This window comes from Pseudomonas sp. X4 (genome assembly GCF_040784925.1).
GTDB classification, from domain to species: domain Bacteria; phylum Pseudomonadota; class Gammaproteobacteria; order Pseudomonadales; family Pseudomonadaceae; genus Aquipseudomonas; species Aquipseudomonas putida_Z.
On record NZ_CP160798.1, the window covers coordinates 2927294 to 2943988 of the forward strand.

A 16695-nucleotide genomic window follows, 5' to 3' on the forward strand; every position below is an offset into this window, starting at 1 on the left:
TGGGGCAGGTAATGCCCGCTCCCTGCTCCGCCAGGAGGAAAGGCCTTGAAAGACCTACTGAATTTGCTGAAAAACCAGGGTCAAGTCGAAGAGTTCGACGCCATCCGCATCGGTCTGGCGTCGCCTGAAATGATCCGTTCGTGGTCGTTCGGTGAAGTTAAGAAGCCGGAAACCATCAACTACCGTACGTTCAAGCCTGAGCGTGACGGCCTGTTCTGCGCCAAGATCTTTGGCCCAGTCAAGGACTACGAGTGCCTGTGCGGCAAGTACAAGCGCCTCAAGCACCGCGGCGTGATCTGCGAGAAGTGCGGCGTTGAAGTTGCCCTGGCAAAAGTTCGTCGTGAGCGCATGGCGCACATCGAACTGGCCTCGCCGGTTGCCCACATCTGGTTCCTGAAGTCGCTGCCGTCCCGTATCGGCCTGCTGATGGACATGACCCTGCGTGACATCGAACGCGTGCTCTACTTCGAGAGCTACGTCGTTATCGACCCGGGCATGACCACCCTGGAAAAAGGCCAGCTGCTGAACGACGAGCAGTACTTCGAAGCGCTGGAAGAGTTCGGTGATGACTTCGACGCCCGCATGGGTGCCGAGGCTGTCCGCGAGCTGCTGCACGCTATCGACCTGGAGCACGAGATCGGTCGCCTGCGCGAAGAGATTCCGCAGACCAACTCGGAAACCAAGATCAAGAAGCTGTCCAAGCGCCTGAAGCTGATGGAAGCGTTCCAGGGTTCGGGCAACCTGCCTGAGTGGATGGTCCTGACCGTCCTGCCAGTGCTGCCGCCGGACCTGCGTCCGCTGGTACCGCTGGATGGCGGCCGCTTCGCGACCTCCGACCTGAACGACCTGTATCGTCGGGTGATCAACCGTAACAACCGTCTGAAGCGCCTGCTGGATCTGTCGGCGCCGGACATCATCGTGCGCAACGAAAAGCGCATGCTGCAGGAAGCGGTCGACGCCCTGCTGGACAACGGCCGTCGCGGTCGCGCCATCACTGGCTCGAACAAGCGTCCGCTGAAGTCCCTGGCCGACATGATCAAAGGTAAGCAAGGTCGCTTCCGTCAGAACCTGCTCGGTAAGCGTGTGGACTACTCTGGCCGTTCGGTAATTACCGTAGGCCCGACCCTGCGTCTGCACCAGTGCGGTCTGCCGAAGAAGATGGCCCTCGAGCTGTTCAAGCCGTTCATTTTCGGCAAGCTGGAAATGCGTGGTCTGGCGACCACCATCAAGGCTGCCAAGAAGATGGTCGAGCGCGAGCTGCCAGAGGTGTGGGATGTGCTCGCCGAGGTGATCCGCGAACACCCCGTGCTGCTCAACCGTGCGCCGACCCTGCACCGTCTGGGTATCCAGGCATTTGAACCGGTTCTGATCGAAGGTAAGGCTATCCAGCTGCACCCGCTGGTCTGTGCCGCGTACAACGCCGACTTCGACGGTGACCAGATGGCCGTTCACGTGCCGCTGACCCTGGAAGCCCAGCTCGAAGCGCGCGCGCTGATGATGTCGACCAACAACATCCTGTCGCCAGCCAACGGTGAGCCAATCATCGTCCCGTCGCAGGACGTGGTACTGGGTCTGTACTACATGACCCGTGAGGCCATCAACGCCAAGGGCGAAGGTCGCGTGTTCGCCGACCTGCAGGAAGTCGACCGCGTATTCCGCGCCGGCGAGGCTGCCCTGCACGCGAAAATCAAGGTTCGTATCAACGAAACCGTGAAAGAGCGTGATGGTTCCGTGGTCAAGAACACCCGCATCGTCGACACCACCGTCGGCCGTGCGCTGCTGTTCCAGGTTGTACCGGCAGGCCTGCCGTACGACGTGGTCAACCAGCCGATGAAGAAGAAGGCGATCTCCAAGCTGATCAACCAGTGCTACCGCGTGGTTGGTCTGAAAGAGACCGTGATCTTCGCTGACCAGCTGATGTACACCGGTTTCGCTTACTCGACCATTTCCGGCGTTTCGATCGGTGTTAACGACTTCGTTATCCCGGACGAGAAAGCTCGCATCATCGGTACCGCTACCGACGAAGTGAAGGAAATCGAGAGCCAGTACGCCTCCGGCCTGGTAACCCAGGGCGAGAAGTACAACAAGGTCATCGACTTGTGGTCGAAGGCGAACGACGAAGTGTCCAAGGCGATGATGGCCAACCTCTCGAAAGAGAAGGTCATTGACCGCGAAGGCAAGGAAGTCGAGCAAGAGTCCTTCAACTCGATGTACATGATGGCTGACTCCGGTGCGCGGGGTTCCGCAGCCCAGATCCGTCAGCTGGCCGGTATGCGTGGCCTGATGGCCAAGCCGGACGGCTCCATCATCGAGACGCCGATCACTGCGAACTTCCGTGAAGGTCTGAGCGTTCTGCAGTACTTCATTTCGACCCACGGTGCTCGTAAGGGTCTGGCGGATACCGCACTGAAGACTGCGAACTCCGGTTACCTGACTCGTCGTCTGGTGGACGTTGCCCAGGATCTGGTGGTTACCGAGATCGACTGCGGTACCGATCAGGGTCTGCTGATGACTCCGCACATCGAAGGCGGCGACGTTGTAGAGCCGCTGGGTGAGCGTGTACTGGGTCGTGTTATCGCCCGTGACGTGTTCAAGCCAGGCACCGAGGACGTCATCGTTCCGGCCGGTACCCTGGTCGACGAGAAGTGGGTCGAGTTCATCGAGCTGAACAGCATCGACGAAGTGATCGTGCGTTCGCCGATCAACTGCGAAACCCGCTACGGCATTTGCGCCAAGTGCTACGGCCGTGACCTGGCTCGCGGTCACCAGGTGAACATCGGTGAAGCTGTCGGCGTTATCGCCGCCCAGTCGATCGGTGAGCCGGGTACCCAGCTGACCATGCGTACGTTCCACATCGGTGGTGCTGCAAGCCGTACTTCGGCTGCCGACAGCGTCCAGGTGAAGAACGGCGGTATGGTGCGTCTGCACAACCTCAAGCAGGTTGAGCGTGCCGATGGCAACCTGGTTGCCGTATCGCGTTCGGGTGAGTTGGCCATCGCCGACGAATTTGGCCGTGAGCGTGAGCGTTACAAGCTGCCTTACGGTGCGGTGATTTCGGTCAAGGAAGGTGACAAGGTCGAAGCTGGCGCCATCGTCGCCAAGTGGGACCCGCACACCCACCCGATCGTTACCGAGCTGAAAGGTACCGTGACCTTCGTGGGCATGGAAGAAAACATCACCATCAAGCGTCAGACCGATGAGCTGACCGGCTTGACCAACATTGAAGTACTGGACGTCAAGGATCGCCCTGCCGCAGGCAAGGAAATCCGTCCGGCAATCAAGATGGTCGACGCCGCTGGCAAGGACCTGTACCTGCCAGGTACTGACGTACCTGCCCAGTACTTCCTGCCGGCTAACGCCCTCGTCGGCGTGGCTGACGGTGCTCAGATCGGCGTTGGTGACGTTATCGCGCGTATCCCGCAAGAAACGTCGAAGACCCGTGACATCACCGGTGGTCTGCCGCGTGTTGCCGACCTGTTCGAAGCGCGCCGTCCGAAAGAGGCCTCGATTCTGGCTGAAGTCAGCGGCACCATCGCGTTCGGCAAGGAGACCAAAGGCAAGCGTCGTCTGGTCATCACCCCGACCGACGGTAGCGATCCGTACGAAGAGCTGATTCCGAAGTGGCGCCACCTGAACGTCTTCGAAGGCGAACAGGTAAACCGCGGCGAAGTTATCTCCGACGGCCCGAGCGATCCGCACGACATCCTGCGTCTGCTGGGTGTGAGCGCGCTGGCGAAGTACATCGTCAACGAGATCCAGGACGTTTATCGTCTGCAAGGCGTTAAGATCAACGACAAGCACATCGAGACCATCCTGCGTCAGATGCTGCGCAAGGTCGAGATCTCCGAGTCGGGCGATTCCAGCTTCATCAAGGGCGACCAGATGGAACTGACCCAGGTACTGGTAGAGAACGAGCGTCTCGCCGCCGAGGACAAGTTCATCTCCAAGTTCACCCGCGTGCTGCTGGGTATCACCAAGGCGTCGCTGTCGACCGAGTCGTTCATCTCCGCGGCTTCCTTCCAGGAAACCACCCGCGTACTGACCGAAGCGGCGGTAACCGGCAAGCGCGACTACCTGCGCGGCCTGAAAGAGAACGTGGTCGTGGGTCGTCTGATCCCGGCCGGTACTGGTCTGGCCTACCACAGCGAGCGTAAGCGTCGCCGTGATGCCGACAAGCCGCTGCGTGTGAGCGCCAGTGAGGTGGAAGCCGCACTGACCGAAGCGCTGAACTCCAGCGGTAACTAAGTACAGGGCAGGGCCCCGGCAAGCCCCGAGCGATCAGTGGCGACATGAAATGTTGCCGATGATCGGGCGGGGAGGGCCGGGGCCTCGTCTTGACTGGGTGCAAGATCCTCTTTAGACTTTTGTACCCTTAAATTTGGTGAGGCTCCGTCTCGCCAATTTTTGGCTTTCTTGCAAGACAATAGAGTCGCAAGACAATCAGTGGAGCTAGTAGATGGCAACTATCAACCAGCTGGTACGTCAGCCGCGTAAGCGTTCGGTCGAGAAGTCCGACGTTCCTGCGCTGCAGAACTGCCCGCAGCGTCGTGGCGTGTGCACCCGCGTGTACACCACCACGCCGAAAAAACCTAACTCGGCACTGCGTAAAGTATGCCGTGTGCGTCTGACCAACGGTTTCGAGGTTTCCTCGTACATCGGTGGTGAAGGCCACAACCTGCAAGAGCACAGCGTCGTCCTGATCCGTGGCGGCCGTGTAAAAGACTTGCCAGGTGTTCGTTACCACACCGTTCGCGGCTCTCTGGATACTTCGGGCGTTAAAGGCCGTAACCAGGGTCGTTCGAAGTACGGTACCAAGCGTCCGAAGTAATCGGCCGTTTGCAGACATCCATTTTTTTGAGTCGATAAGAGTAAGGTCGGGCGTAGGTCGAATGACCTGGTCCCGGGCTAACCTGAAGACCGTTTGAGGGCTTATCATGCCAAGACGTCGTGTAGCAGCAAAACGTGAGATCCTTGACGATCCGAAGTACGGATCCCAGATCCTCGCCAAGTTCATGAACCACGTGATGGAAAGCGGCAAGAAGGCCGTAGCCGAGCGCATCGTTTACGGTGCCCTGGATACCGTCAAAGCACGCAAGAACAGCGATCCCCTGGAAATCTTCGAGAAAGCTCTCGACGCCATCGCTCCGCTGGTCGAAGTTAAGTCCCGCCGTGTCGGCGGTGCCACTTACCAGGTTCCGGTTGAAGTTCGTCCATCCCGTCGTAACGCTCTGGCAATGCGCTGGCTCGTAGACTACGCCCGCAAGCGCGGCGAGAAGTCGATGGCTCTGCGCCTGGCCGGCGAGCTGCTGGATGCTGCTGAAGGCAAGGGTGCTGCAGTCAAGAAGCGTGAAGACGTGCACCGTATGGCCGAGGCCAACAAAGCGTTCTCGCACTACCGCTTCTAATTCAAGCATCAATCATTTTGCGAGGGCTTTATGGCTCGTACTACAGCAATTAACCGCTACCGTAACATCGGTATCTGCGCCCACGTTGACGCGGGCAAGACTACCACTACCGAGCGGATCCTGTTCTACACAGGTCTGAGCCACAAGATGGGCGAGGTGCACGACGGCGCCGCGACCACCGACTGGATGGTGCAGGAGCAGGAGCGCGGTATCACCATTACCTCCGCTGCCGTTACCACCTTCTGGAAAGGTTCCCGTGGTCAGTACGACAACTACCGCGTAAACGTCATCGATACCCCCGGCCACGTTGACTTCACCATTGAAGTAGAGCGTTCGCTGCGTGTACTCGACGGCGCGGTCGTTGTGTTCTGCGGTACCTCCGGCGTTGAGCCGCAGTCCGAAACCGTATGGCGTCAGGCCAACAAGTACGGCGTTCCACGTGTTGTATACGTGAACAAGATGGACCGTGCTGGTGCCAACTTCCTGCGCGTTGTCGGCCAGATCAAGAACCGCCTGGGTCACACCCCGGTTCCGGTCCAGCTGGCTATTGGTGCAGAAGACGACTTCCAGGGTCAGGTCGACCTGATCAAGATGAAAGCCATCTACTGGAACGAAGACGACAAGGGCACCACCTACCGCGAGGAAGAAATTCCTGCGGATATGGTCGAGCTGGCTAACGAGTGGCGCAACAACATGGTTGAAGCCGCCGCCGAAGCCAGCGAAGAGCTGATGAACAAGTACCTTGAAGAAGGTGAGCTGACCGTCGAGGAAATCAAGGCAGGCCTGCGCGCGCGCACCCTGGCCAGCGAGATCGTTCCGGCTGTCTGCGGTTCGTCGTTCAAGAACAAGGGCGTTCCCCTGGTTCTCGACGCCGTGATCGACTTCCTGCCTGCTCCGACCGAAATCCCGGCGATCAAGGGTATCCACCCTGACCTGATCGACGTGCCGAAGGACGAAGTCAAGCCTGAGCAGTTCGACGAGCGTCACGCTGACGACAACGAGCCGTTCTCGGCTCTGGCGTTCAAGATTGCCACCGACCCGTTCGTTGGTACTCTGACCTTCGTTCGCGTTTACTCGGGCTTCCTGACCTCCGGTGACTCCGTCATCAACTCGGTCAAGGGCAAGAAAGAGCGCGTTGGTCGTATGGTGCAGATGCACGCCAACCAGCGTGAAGAGATCAAAGAAGTACGTGCGGGCGATATCGCCGCTCTGATCGGCATGAAGGACGTCACCACTGGTGACACCCTGTGCAACGCCGACAAGCCGATCATCCTCGAGCGTATGGACTTCCCAGAGCCTGTGATTTCGCTCTCCGTAGAGCCGAAAACCAAGGCTGACCAGGAGAAGATGGGTATCGCACTGGGCAAGCTGGCCCAGGAAGACCCGTCGTTCCGCGTCAAGACCGACGAAGAAACTGGTCAGACCATCATCTCCGGTATGGGTGAGCTGCACCTGGACATCCTCGTTGACCGCATGAAGCGCGAGTTCAACGTCGAAGCCAACATCGGCAAGCCGCAGGTTTCGTACCGCGAGAAGATCACCAAGTCCAACGTCGAGATCGAAGGCAAGTTCGTTCGTCAGTCGGGCGGCCGTGGTCAGTTCGGTCACTGCTGGATCCGTTTCTCGGAGCCGGATCAGGACGACAAGGGCAACATCACCGAAGGTCTGGTGTTTGCCAACGAAGTCGTTGGTGGTGTGATTCCTAAGGAATACATCCCTGCGATCCAGAAGGGTATCGAAGAGCAGATGAAGAACGGCGTTGTTGCCGGCTATCCTCTGATCGGCCTGAAGGCCGCGGTATTCGACGGTTCGTACCACGACGTCGACTCCAACGAAATGGCGTTCAAGATCGCTGCTTCGATGGCAACCAAGCAACTGGCCCAGAAGGGCGGTGGCGTGGTTCTCGAGCCGATCATGAAGGTCGAAGTTGTAACCCCGGAAGACTACCTGGGTGACGTGATGGGTGACCTGAACCGTCGTCGTGGTCTGGTCCAGGGTATGGATGAGTCGGTCTCTGGCCGTGTCGTCCGCGCTGAAGTTCCGCTCGGAGAAATGTTCGGTTACGCAACCGACGTTCGTTCCATGTCTCAGGGTCGCGCAAGCTACTCCATGGAATTCTCCAAATACGCCGAAGCTCCGTCGAACATCGTCGAAGCACTCGTTAAAAAACAAGGCTAATCCCCTTTAGGCAAGAGGTTCACTGTCGTGGCTAAAGAAAAATTTGATCGTTCCCTTCCCCACGTTAACGTCGGCACCATCGGCCACGTTGACCACGGTAAGACCACTCTGACCGCAGCTCTGACTCGCGTCTGCTCCGAAGTTTTCGGTTCGGCAGTCGTTGAGTTCGACAAGATCGACTCGGCTCCGGAAGAAAAAGCGCGCGGTATCACCATCAACACCGCTCACGTCGAGTACAACTCGAACATTCGTCACTACGCTCACGTTGACTGCCCAGGTCACGCTGACTACGTGAAGAACATGATCACCGGTGCTGCCCAGATGGACGGCGCGATCCTGGTTTGCTCGGCCGCCGATGGTCCGATGCCACAAACCCGTGAGCACATCCTGCTGTCCCGTCAGGTAGGCGTTCCTTACATCGTGGTCTTCCTGAACAAGGCTGACCTGGTAGACGACGCCGAGCTGCTGGAACTGGTCGAGATGGAAGTTCGCGACCTGCTGTCCACCTACGACTTCCCAGGCGACGACACCCCGATCATCATCGGTTCGGCTCGTATGGCCCTGGAAGGCAAAGACGACAACGAAATGGGTACTACCGCTGTCAAGAAGCTGGTAGAAACTCTGGATGCCTACATCCCTGAGCCAGTTCGTGCCGTTGACCAGCCGTTCCTGATGCCGATCGAAGACGTATTCTCGATCTCGGGTCGTGGTACCGTTGTTACCGGTCGTATCGAGCGTGGTATCGTCCGCGTTCAGGATCCGCTGGAAATCGTTGGTCTGCGTGACACCACCACCACCACCTGCACCGGTGTTGAGATGTTCCGCAAGCTGCTGGACGAAGGCCGTGCTGGCGAGAACTGCGGCGTTCTGCTGCGTGGTACCAAGCGTGACGACGTTGAGCGTGGCCAGGTTCTGGTCAAGCCAGGTTCGGTCAAGCCGCACACCAAGTTCACCGCAGAAGTCTACGTCCTGTCGAAGGAAGAAGGCGGTCGTCACACTCCGTTCTTCAAAGGCTACCGTCCTCAGTTCTACTTCCGTACCACTGACGTGACCGGTAACTGCGAACTGCCGGAAGGCGTTGAAATGGTAATGCCAGGTGACAACATTCAGATGACTGTTACCCTGATCAAGACCATCGCAATGGAAGACGGTCTGCGCTTCGCTATCCGTGAAGGCGGTCGTACCGTCGGCGCCGGCGTCGTAGCCAAAATCATCGAGTAATCACTCGACCGATTGAAAAAACCCCCGCTCAGCGGGGGTTTTTTTTATTGGGTTGACACTAAATTGGGGCGTCTATAGAATCACGCCTCCTTTTAGCGGGCGTAGTGCGTCCGTTGGGAACAGCCTGGAGTCTGAAATCCAATGCAAAATCAGCAAATCCGTATCAGGTTGAAGGCTTTCGACCATCGCCTGATCGACCAATCCACCCAGGAAATCGTGGAAACCGCGAAACGTACTGGTGCACAAGTGCGTGGTCCAATTCCACTGCCTACCCGCAAAGAGCGTTTCACCGTTCTGGTCTCCCCGCACGTCAACAAAGACGCGCGTGACCAGTACGAGATTCGCACTCATAAGCGTGTTCTGGACATCGTCCAGCCAACGGATAAAACCGTTGACGCGCTGATGAAGCTTGATCTGGCGGCAGGTGTGGAAGTACAGATCAGCCTCGGCTAAGACTTCGGTCTGGTCGTGTAACGCTCTGAAATGGGCGGCCATAGCGGGTGAAAGCCCCGTACACTCATGAGGTTTACAACATGACTATTGGTGTAATCGGTCGCAAGTGCGGTATGACCCGCATTTTCACCGAAGAAGGTGTCTCCATTCCGGTCACGGTCATCGAGATCGAGCCGAATCGTGTCACCCAGTTCAAAACTGAAGAAACCGATGGCTACCGTGCAGTGCAAGTCACTGTCGGCGAGCGTCGTGCTTCGCGTGTGACTGCCGCTCAGGCAGGTCACTTCGCCAAGGCCAACGTTGCCGCTGGTCGCGGTGTCTGGGAGTTCCGTCTTGAAGAAGGCGATTTCCAGGCTGGCGATCTGATCAAAGCTGAACTCTTCACTGCAGGCCAGCTGGTAGACGTTACTGGTCAGTCCAAAGGTAAAGGCTTCGCCGGTACCATCAAGCGCTGGAACTTCCGTGGCCAGGACAACACCCACGGTAACTCCGTGTCGCACCGTGTCCCAGGTTCCATCGGCCAGTGCCAGACTCCTGGTCGTGTGTTCAAGGGCAAGAAAATGTCCGGTCACATGGGCGCCGAGCGCGTGACTGTTCAGTCCCTGGAAGTAGTTCGCGTAGACGCTGAGCGCAACCTGCTGCTGGTCAAGGGTGCCGTTCCAGGCGCTACTGGCGGCGACGTGGTTGTACGTCCAGCTGTCAAGGCTCGCGGTTAAGGGGAAACTGACATGCAACTCAATGTAAATGACGCTCAGGCGATCGAAGTTTCCGAACTGACTTTCGGTGGCGAATTCAACGAGACGCTGGTACACCAAGCAGTCGTGGCCTACATGGCCGGCGGCCGTCAGGGCACCAAGCAGCAGAAGACCCGTTCCGACGTGGCTGGTGGCGGTAAGCGCCCATGGCGTCAGAAGGGTACTGGCCGTGCTCGTGCTGGTACCACTCGTGGTCCGATCTGGCGTGGCGGTGGTGTAACCTTCGCAGCTCGCCCTCAAGATCACTCGCAGAAGCTCAACAAGAAGATGTATCGCGCAGCCCTGCGCTCCATCCTCGCTGAGCTGGTGCGTAGCGACCGTCTGGTCGTGGTTCAGGACTTCGCTGTTGAAGCACCGAAAACCAAAGATCTGCTGAACAAGCTGAACGGCATGGGTCTGAACGACGTACTGATCGTTTCCGACGCTGTTGATCAGAACCTGTACCTGGCTGCTCGCAACCTGCCGCACGTCGACGTACGTGACGTACAAGGTTCCGACCCGGTCAGTCTGATCGCATACGAGAAAGTGTTGATCACTGTCTCGGCCGTGAAGAAATTCGAGGAGCTGCTGGGATGAACCAGGAACGCGTATTCAAAGTCCTCCTTGGCCCGCACGTTTCCGAGAAGGCTACCGTTCTGGCTGAGAAAAAAGGCCAGTTCGTATTCAAGGTTGCTACTGATGCAACCAAGCTGGAAATCAAGAAAGCTGTCGAAGGCCTGTTCAACGTAAAAGTTGAAAACGTGTCGACTGTTAACGTTCTGGGTAAAACCAAGCGTACCGCACGTGGTCTGGGCAAGCGTAATGACTGGAAGAAGGCGATCGTCTCCCTTCAGCCAGGCCAAGATCTCGATTTCAGCAGCAGTGCTGAGTAAGGAAGGGGTGCATCATGGCAATCGTTAAATGCAAACCGACTTCCCCTGGCCGCCGTTTCGTGGTCAAGGTGGTCAACCAGGAGCTGCACAAAGGCGCTCCTCACGCACCGCTGATCGAGAAGAAATCGAAGTCTGGTGGTCGTAACAACAATGGCCGCATCACCACTCGTCACGTTGGTGGTGGTCATAAGCAGCATTACCGTCTGGTCGACTTCCGTCGCAACGACAAAGATGGCATCCCAGCCACTGTCGAGCGTATCGAATACGACCCGAACCGTACTGCTCACATCGCCCTGCTGTGCTACGCAGACGGTGAGCGTCGCTACATCATCGCCCCTAAAGGCGTGAGCGCTGGCGACCAGCTGATCGCAGGTGCCCTGGCCCCAATCAAGGCCGGTAACTCCCTGCAGCTGCGCAATATCCCAGTAGGTAGCACCATTCACGGCATCGAACTGAAGCCGGGTAAAGGTGCTCAGATCGCTCGTTCCGCTGGTGCTTCGGCTCAGCTGATCGCTCGTGAAGGCGTCTACGTGACTCTGCGTCTGCGTTCCGGTGAGATGCGTAAAGTGCTGGCTGAGTGCCGTGCGACCCTGGGCGAAGTCTCGAACTCCGAGCACAGCCTGCGTTCGCTGGGTAAAGCTGGTGCCAAACGCTGGCGCGGCGTTCGCCCAACCGTTCGTGGTGTTGCCATGAACCCGGTTGACCACCCACATGGTGGTGGTGAAGGTCGTACCTCCGGTGGTCGTCATCCGGTATCGCCATGGGGCTTCCCAACCAAGGGTGCGAAGACCCGTGGTAATAAGCGTACCGACAACATGATCGTCCGTCGTCGCAAGTAACTAGAGGGATACGACAGTGCCACGTTCTCTGAAAAAAGGTCCTTTTATCGATCTTCACCTGCTGAAGAAGGTCGAAGTGGCGGTGGAGAAGAACGATCGCAAGCCAGTTAAAACCTGGTCGCGCCGTTCGATGATCCTGCCACAAATGGTCGGTCTGACCATCGCGGTACACAACGGTCGTCAACATGTCCCAGTTCTGGTGAACGAAGACATGGTCGGCCACAAACTGGGCGAGTTCGCCGGTACCCGCACCTATCGCGGGCACGTGGCTGACAAGAAAGCCAAGCGTTAAGGGGTAAGGAAATGGAAGTAGCCGCTAAGTTGTCGGGCGCTCGCATCTCCGCCCAGAAAGCCCGCTTGGTCGCCGACCAGATCCGCGGGAAGAAGGTGGGCGAAGCGCTCAACCTGTTGGCCTTCAGCAGCAAAAAAGCCGCTGAAATCATGAAGAAAGTCCTCGAGTCGGCCGTTGCCAACGCCGAACACAACGAAGGCGCAGACGTTGATGACCTGAAGGTCTCCACCGTTTTCGTCAACGAAGGGCGTTCGCTGAAGCGCATCATGCCACGTGCCAAAGGCCGTGCTGATCGCATCGTCAAGCGGTCTTGCCATATCACTGTCAAGGTTGCGGACAAGTAACGGAGTCGATCAGATGGGTCAGAAAGTACATCCCACTGGCATTCGCCTGGGAATCGTCAAGGAGCACACCTCCGTCTGGTACGCAGACGGTGCTACTTACGCAGATTACCTGTTGAAGGATCTGAAAACGCGTGAGTACCTCCAGGACAAACTAAAAAGCGCGTCCGTAAGCCGTATCGATATTCATCGTCCGGCTCAAACTGCACGCATCACCATCCACACCGCTCGTCCCGGTATCGTTATCGGTAAGAAAGGTGAAGATGTCGAGAAGCTGCGTCAGGACCTGACCAAGCAGATGGGTGTGCCTGTGCACATCAACATCGAAGAGATCCGCAAGCCGGAACTCGACGCTATGCTGGTTGCGCAGAGCGTAGCTCAGCAGCTGGAACGCCGCGTAATGTTCCGTCGCGCCATGAAGCGCGCCGTACAGAACGCCATGCGTATTGGTGCCAAGGGCATCAAGATCCAGGTGAGCGGTCGTCTCGGCGGTGCTGAGATTGCTCGTACCGAGTGGTATCGCGAAGGTCGTGTGCCTCTGCACACCCTGCGTGCCGATATCGACTACAACACCTACGAAGCTCACACCACTTACGGTGTGATCGGTGTGAAGGTTTGGATCTTCAAAGGCGAAGTTATTGGTGGTCGCCAAGAAGAACTGAAACCACAAGCACCAGCGCCTCGTAAAAAAGCTGCTAAGTAAGGGGTACGCCAAATGTTGCAACCAAAGCGTACAAAATTCCGCAAGCAGATGACTGGCCACAACCGTGGTCTGGCACTGCGCGGTAGCAAAGTCAGCTTCGGCGAATTCGCCCTGAAAGCTGTTGCTCGCGGTCGCCTCACCGCTCGCCAGATCGAGTCCGCACGTCGTGCGCTGACCCGTCACGTAAAACGTGGCGGTAAGATCTGGATCCGTGTGTTCCCGGACAAGCCGATCTCCAAGAAGCCTCTCGAGGTTCGTATGGGTAAAGGTAAGGGTTCCGTGGAATACTGGGTTGCCCAGATTCAGCCAGGCAAAGTCCTGTATGAAATCGAGGGTGTTTCTGAAGAGCTGGCGCGCGAAGCTTTCGCCCTGGCTGCTGCAAAGCTGCCTCTCGCCACCTCCTTTGTTAAGCGGACGGTGATGTGATGAAAGCGAATGAACTTCGTGAAAAATCGGCACAGCAACTGAATGAGCAACTGCTCGGCTTGCTGCGCGACCAGTTCAATCTGCGTATGCAGAAAGCAACTGGCCAGTTGGGGCAGTCGCACCTGCTCTCGCAAGTTAAGCGTGACATCGCTCGCGTGAAAACTGTGCTCAACCAGCAGGCAGGTAAGTGATCATGGCTGAAGCTGAAAAAACCGTCCGTACGCTGACTGGCCGTGTCGTCAGCGACAAAATGGACAAGACCATCACCGTTCTGATCGAGCGTCGCGTAAAGCACCCGATCTACGGTAAATACGTTAAGCGTTCGACTAAGCTGCACGCGCACGACGAAGCCAACCAGTGCAAGATCGGCGACAAGGTTTCCATCCGTGAAACCCGTCCGCTGGCCAAGACCAAGTCCTGGGCACTGGTTGAAGTCCTCGAACGCGCTGTTGAAGTCTAAGGGCTAGGGGTCGGAGAAATTTTATGATTCAGACTCAATCCATGCTCGATGTGGCCGATAACAGCGGCGCTCGTCGCGTCATGTGCATCAAGGTGCTCGGCGGTTCGCACCGCCGTTACGCCGGCATCGGTGACATCATCAAGGTAACCGTCAAGGAAGCAATTCCGCGCGGTAAGGTCAAGAAAGGCCAAGTGATGACCGCTGTTGTCGTGCGCACCCGTCACGGTGTTCGTCGCGCTGACGGTTCCATCATTCGTTTCGACGGCAACGCTGCTGTTCTGCTGAACAACAAGCAAGAGCCGATCGGCACTCGCATCTTCGGGCCAGTGACCCGTGAACTTCGTACTGAGAAGTTCATGAAGATCGTCTCGCTCGCCCCTGAAGTGCTGTAAGGAGATCCGACATGCAAAAGATTCGTCGTGACGACGAGATCATCGTGATCGCCGGCAAAGACAAAGGTAAGCGCGGTAAGGTGCTGAAGGTTCTGGCTGATGACCGTCTGGTCGTTGGTGGTGTGAACCTGGTCAAGCGTCATACCAAGCCTAACCCGATGGCGGGCGTACAGGGCGGTATCGTCGAAAAAGAAGCGCCTCTGCACGCTTCCAACGTTGCCATCTTCAACGGCGAAACCAACAAGGCTGACCGCGTTGGTTTCAAAGTAGAAGACGGTAAAAAAATTCGTGTCTTCAAGTCGACCCAAAAAGCGGTTGATGCTTGAACACTGCTAGGTAGAAGACCATGGCACGACTGAAAGAGATTTACCGGAACGAAATCGCTCCTAAGCTTAAGGAAGAACTTAAGCTGTCGAACGTGATGGAAGTTCCGCGCGTTACCAAGATCACCCTGAACATGGGTCTGGGCGAAGCGATCGGCGACAAGAAAGTCATCGAGCACGCTGTTGCCGACCTGGAAAAGATCACCGGTCAAAAGCCGGTCGTGACTTTCGCTCGTAAATCCATCGCGGGCTTCAAAGTCCGTGAAGGCTGGCCGATCGGTGTCAAGGTGACCCTGCGTCGCGACAAGATGTACGAATTCCTGGACCGCCTGCTGGCGATCTCCCTGCCTCGGGTTCGCGACTTCCGCGGCCTGAATGCCAAGTCCTTCGATGGCCGTGGCAACTACAGCATGGGCGTGAAAGAGCAGATCATCTTCCCGGAAATCGACTACGACAAGATCGATGCTCTGCGCGGTTTGGACATCACCCTGACCACCACTGCTCGTTCGGACGACGAAGGCCGCGCTCTGCTGCGTGCTTTCAAGTTCCCGTTCCGCAACTGATTGGAGTAGGAAAATGGCCAAGAAGAGCATGAAAAACCGCGAGCTGAAGCGTCAGCTCACGGTAGCCAAGTACGCCAAAAAGCGTGCCGAGCTGAAAGCGACCATCGTCAACCTGAACGCCTCTCCTGAAGAGCGTTTCGCTGCCGTTGTCGCCCTGCAGAAGCAGCCACGTGATGCCTCCGCTTCGCGTCTGCGCAACCGTTGCCGCCTGACCGGTCGTCCTCACGGTGTATACCGTAAGTTCGGCCTGGGCCGTAACATGCTGCGTCAAGCTGCAATGCGCGGTGACGTACCAGGTCTGGTCAAGGCCTCCTGGTAATCGCTGCAGGCTGGATCCCGGCGGAAGGGGAGCAATCTTCCGACCGCCGGTGACCTCGCCAACAAACAAGCCCCTATATGGGGCTTGTTTCGTTTCTACCTTGTGTCTAGAATGACCGGCTCACCTGAGCCTGGGTTTTTTGCCCTGTCCGCTCGGGTGGTTGTGATAGCCGCAAGGCTAATAATTCTTGTATCAGGAGCATCTAGCCCATGAGTATGCAGGACCCGTTAGCGGACATGCTAACTCGCATCCGTAATGCCCAGATGGCTGAAAAGTCCGTCGTAAGCATGCCTTCCTCCACCCTGAAGGTCGCGGTTGCCAAAGTTCTGAAAGACGAAGGTTACATCGCCGGCTACCAGGTAACTGGTGAGGCCAAGCCTTCCCTGTCGATCGAACTGAAGTACTTCGAAGGCCGTCCGGTCATCGAGGAACTGAAGCGCTCCAGCCGTCCAGGCCTGCGCCAGTACAAGTCCGTCGCAGAACTGCCGAAAGTACGTGGCGGTCTGGGCGTGTCTATCGTCTCCACCAACAAAGGTGTGATGACTGATCGCGCTGCACGCGCTGCCGGTGTCGGCGGCGAAGTTCTGTGCACAGTGTTCTAAGGGGAGATAGGCATGTCTCGCGTCGCTAAGAACCCCGTTAAGCTGCCAGCAGGCGTCGAAGTCAAATTCGCCGGCCAGCAGCTTTCGGTGAAGGGTGCCAAAGGCACTCTCGAACTGAACGTTCACTCGTCTGTTGAAGTTACCGAAGAGTCTGGCGAGCTGCGTTTCGTCGCTCGCAACGGTGACCAGCAAGCTCGCGCCATGGCCGGTACCACCCGCGCTCTGGTGAACAACATGGTCCAGGGCGTAAGCCAAGGCTTCGAGCGCAAGCTCCAGCTGGTCGGTGTTGGTTACAAGGCACAGGCCAAGGGCACCGTCCTGAACCTGGCCCTGGGCTTCTCGCACCCAGTGGACTACGAACTGCCAGCCGGTATCACCGCTGAAACCCCAAGCCAGACCGACATCCTGATCAAGGGTATCGACAAGCAGCTGGTGGGTCAGGTGGCCGCTGAAATCCGCGACTTCCGTCCGCCAGAGCCTTACAAAGGCAAGGGTGTGCGTTACGCGGACGAAGTAGTCCGTCGTAAAGAAGCCAAGAAGAAGTAGGGCCT

The 16695-nt window shown here is 57.5% G+C and carries 22 protein-coding genes; all 22 read left to right on the forward strand.

Annotated elements, in window-relative coordinates; genetic code table 11:
- Nucleotides 1–45: 45 nt before the first annotated feature.
- The 22 genes from rpoC (at nucleotide 46) to rplF (ending at nucleotide 16690) form a co-directional block, all read left to right on the forward strand.
- A complete protein-coding gene (gene rpoC, locus ABX298_RS12925; protein ID WP_075044428.1) occupies nucleotides 46–4245 on the forward strand; it encodes a DNA-directed RNA polymerase subunit beta' in 4200 nt (1399 codons plus the stop codon).
- A 211-nt stretch (nucleotides 4246–4456) separates the two neighbouring features.
- Nucleotides 4457–4828, forward strand: a complete 372-nt coding sequence (rpsL, locus tag ABX298_RS12930; RefSeq protein ID WP_003255492.1) for a 30S ribosomal protein S12 — start codon at nucleotides 4457–4459, stop codon at nucleotides 4826–4828.
- Nucleotides 4829–4934: 106 nt separating this feature from the next.
- Nucleotides 4935–5405, forward strand: coding sequence for a 30S ribosomal protein S7 (gene rpsG / locus ABX298_RS12935; protein WP_003246741.1), 471 nt, complete (start codon nucleotides 4935–4937; stop codon nucleotides 5403–5405).
- Between the two features lie 30 nt (nucleotides 5406–5435).
- Nucleotides 5436–7583, forward strand: coding sequence for an elongation factor G (fusA, locus tag ABX298_RS12940; protein WP_075044429.1), 2148 nt, complete (start codon nucleotides 5436–5438; stop codon nucleotides 7581–7583).
- A gap of 27 nt (nucleotides 7584–7610) precedes the next feature.
- Entirely contained in the window at nucleotides 7611–8804 is a 1194-nt protein-coding gene (gene tuf, locus ABX298_RS12945; RefSeq protein ID WP_013970626.1) for an elongation factor Tu, read from the forward strand.
- A 141-nt stretch (nucleotides 8805–8945) separates the two neighbouring features.
- Nucleotides 8946–9257: a 30S ribosomal protein S10 gene (gene rpsJ, locus ABX298_RS12950; protein ID WP_003186070.1), complete on the forward strand. Its 312-nt coding sequence runs from the start codon at nucleotides 8946–8948 to the stop codon at nucleotides 9255–9257.
- 80 nt (nucleotides 9258–9337) lie between these two features.
- Entirely contained in the window at nucleotides 9338–9973 is a 636-nt protein-coding gene (rplC, locus tag ABX298_RS12955) for a 50S ribosomal protein L3 (protein ID WP_003257089.1), read from the forward strand.
- A 12-nt stretch (nucleotides 9974–9985) separates the two neighbouring features.
- A complete protein-coding gene (gene rplD, locus ABX298_RS12960) occupies nucleotides 9986–10588 on the forward strand; it encodes a 50S ribosomal protein L4 (RefSeq protein ID WP_008089819.1) in 603 nt (200 codons plus the stop codon).
- The gene (gene rplW / locus ABX298_RS12965) at nucleotides 10585–10884 is read left to right on the forward strand and encodes a 50S ribosomal protein L23 (protein WP_003255484.1); all 300 of its coding nucleotides are present in this window, start codon (nucleotides 10585–10587) and stop codon (nucleotides 10882–10884) included. Before rplD ends, rplW begins: the two co-directional genes overlap by 4 nt.
- A 14-nt stretch (nucleotides 10885–10898) precedes the next feature.
- Complete coding sequence (gene rplB, locus ABX298_RS12970; RefSeq protein ID WP_015268750.1) at nucleotides 10899–11723, forward strand: 50S ribosomal protein L2; 825 nt, start codon at nucleotides 10899–10901, stop codon at nucleotides 11721–11723.
- 16 nt (nucleotides 11724–11739) lie between these two features.
- Nucleotides 11740–12015, forward strand: coding sequence for a 30S ribosomal protein S19 (gene rpsS, locus ABX298_RS12975; RefSeq protein ID WP_003255482.1), 276 nt, complete (start codon nucleotides 11740–11742; stop codon nucleotides 12013–12015).
- Between the two features lie 11 nt (nucleotides 12016–12026).
- On the forward strand, nucleotides 12027–12359 hold the full coding sequence (gene rplV, locus ABX298_RS12980; RefSeq protein WP_003103908.1) for a 50S ribosomal protein L22: 333 nt from the start codon (nucleotides 12027–12029) through the stop codon (nucleotides 12357–12359).
- A gap of 13 nt (nucleotides 12360–12372) precedes the next feature.
- Complete coding sequence (gene rpsC / locus ABX298_RS12985; protein ID WP_003255481.1) at nucleotides 12373–13059, forward strand: 30S ribosomal protein S3; 687 nt, start codon at nucleotides 12373–12375, stop codon at nucleotides 13057–13059.
- Between the two features lie 12 nt (nucleotides 13060–13071).
- Nucleotides 13072–13485: a 50S ribosomal protein L16 gene (gene rplP / locus ABX298_RS12990; protein WP_003255479.1), complete on the forward strand. Its 414-nt coding sequence runs from the start codon at nucleotides 13072–13074 to the stop codon at nucleotides 13483–13485.
- Nucleotides 13485–13676: a 50S ribosomal protein L29 gene (rpmC, locus tag ABX298_RS12995; protein ID WP_002555481.1), complete on the forward strand. Its 192-nt coding sequence runs from the start codon at nucleotides 13485–13487 to the stop codon at nucleotides 13674–13676. Before rplP ends, rpmC begins: the two co-directional genes overlap by 1 nt.
- Nucleotides 13677–13678: 2 nt before the next feature.
- Nucleotides 13679–13945: a 30S ribosomal protein S17 gene (rpsQ, locus tag ABX298_RS13000; protein WP_003255478.1), complete on the forward strand. Its 267-nt coding sequence runs from the start codon at nucleotides 13679–13681 to the stop codon at nucleotides 13943–13945.
- 23 nt (nucleotides 13946–13968) lie between these two features.
- A complete protein-coding gene (rplN, locus tag ABX298_RS13005; protein ID WP_002555479.1) occupies nucleotides 13969–14337 on the forward strand; it encodes a 50S ribosomal protein L14 in 369 nt (122 codons plus the stop codon).
- Between the two features lie 11 nt (nucleotides 14338–14348).
- On the forward strand, nucleotides 14349–14663 hold the full coding sequence (rplX, locus tag ABX298_RS13010) for a 50S ribosomal protein L24 (RefSeq protein WP_016715319.1): 315 nt from the start codon (nucleotides 14349–14351) through the stop codon (nucleotides 14661–14663).
- Between the two features lie 20 nt (nucleotides 14664–14683).
- Nucleotides 14684–15223: a 50S ribosomal protein L5 gene (gene rplE, locus ABX298_RS13015; RefSeq protein WP_003257095.1), complete on the forward strand. Its 540-nt coding sequence runs from the start codon at nucleotides 14684–14686 to the stop codon at nucleotides 15221–15223.
- A gap of 13 nt (nucleotides 15224–15236) precedes the next feature.
- Entirely contained in the window at nucleotides 15237–15542 is a 306-nt protein-coding gene (gene rpsN, locus ABX298_RS13020; RefSeq protein WP_013970638.1) for a 30S ribosomal protein S14, read from the forward strand.
- 209 nt (nucleotides 15543–15751) lie between these two features.
- Entirely contained in the window at nucleotides 15752–16144 is a 393-nt protein-coding gene (gene rpsH / locus ABX298_RS13025) for a 30S ribosomal protein S8 (RefSeq protein WP_009681971.1), read from the forward strand.
- A gap of 12 nt (nucleotides 16145–16156) precedes the next feature.
- Entirely contained in the window at nucleotides 16157–16690 is a 534-nt protein-coding gene (gene rplF, locus ABX298_RS13030) for a 50S ribosomal protein L6 (RefSeq protein WP_009681972.1), read from the forward strand.
- The last annotated feature ends 5 nt before the right edge of the window (nucleotides 16691–16695 follow it).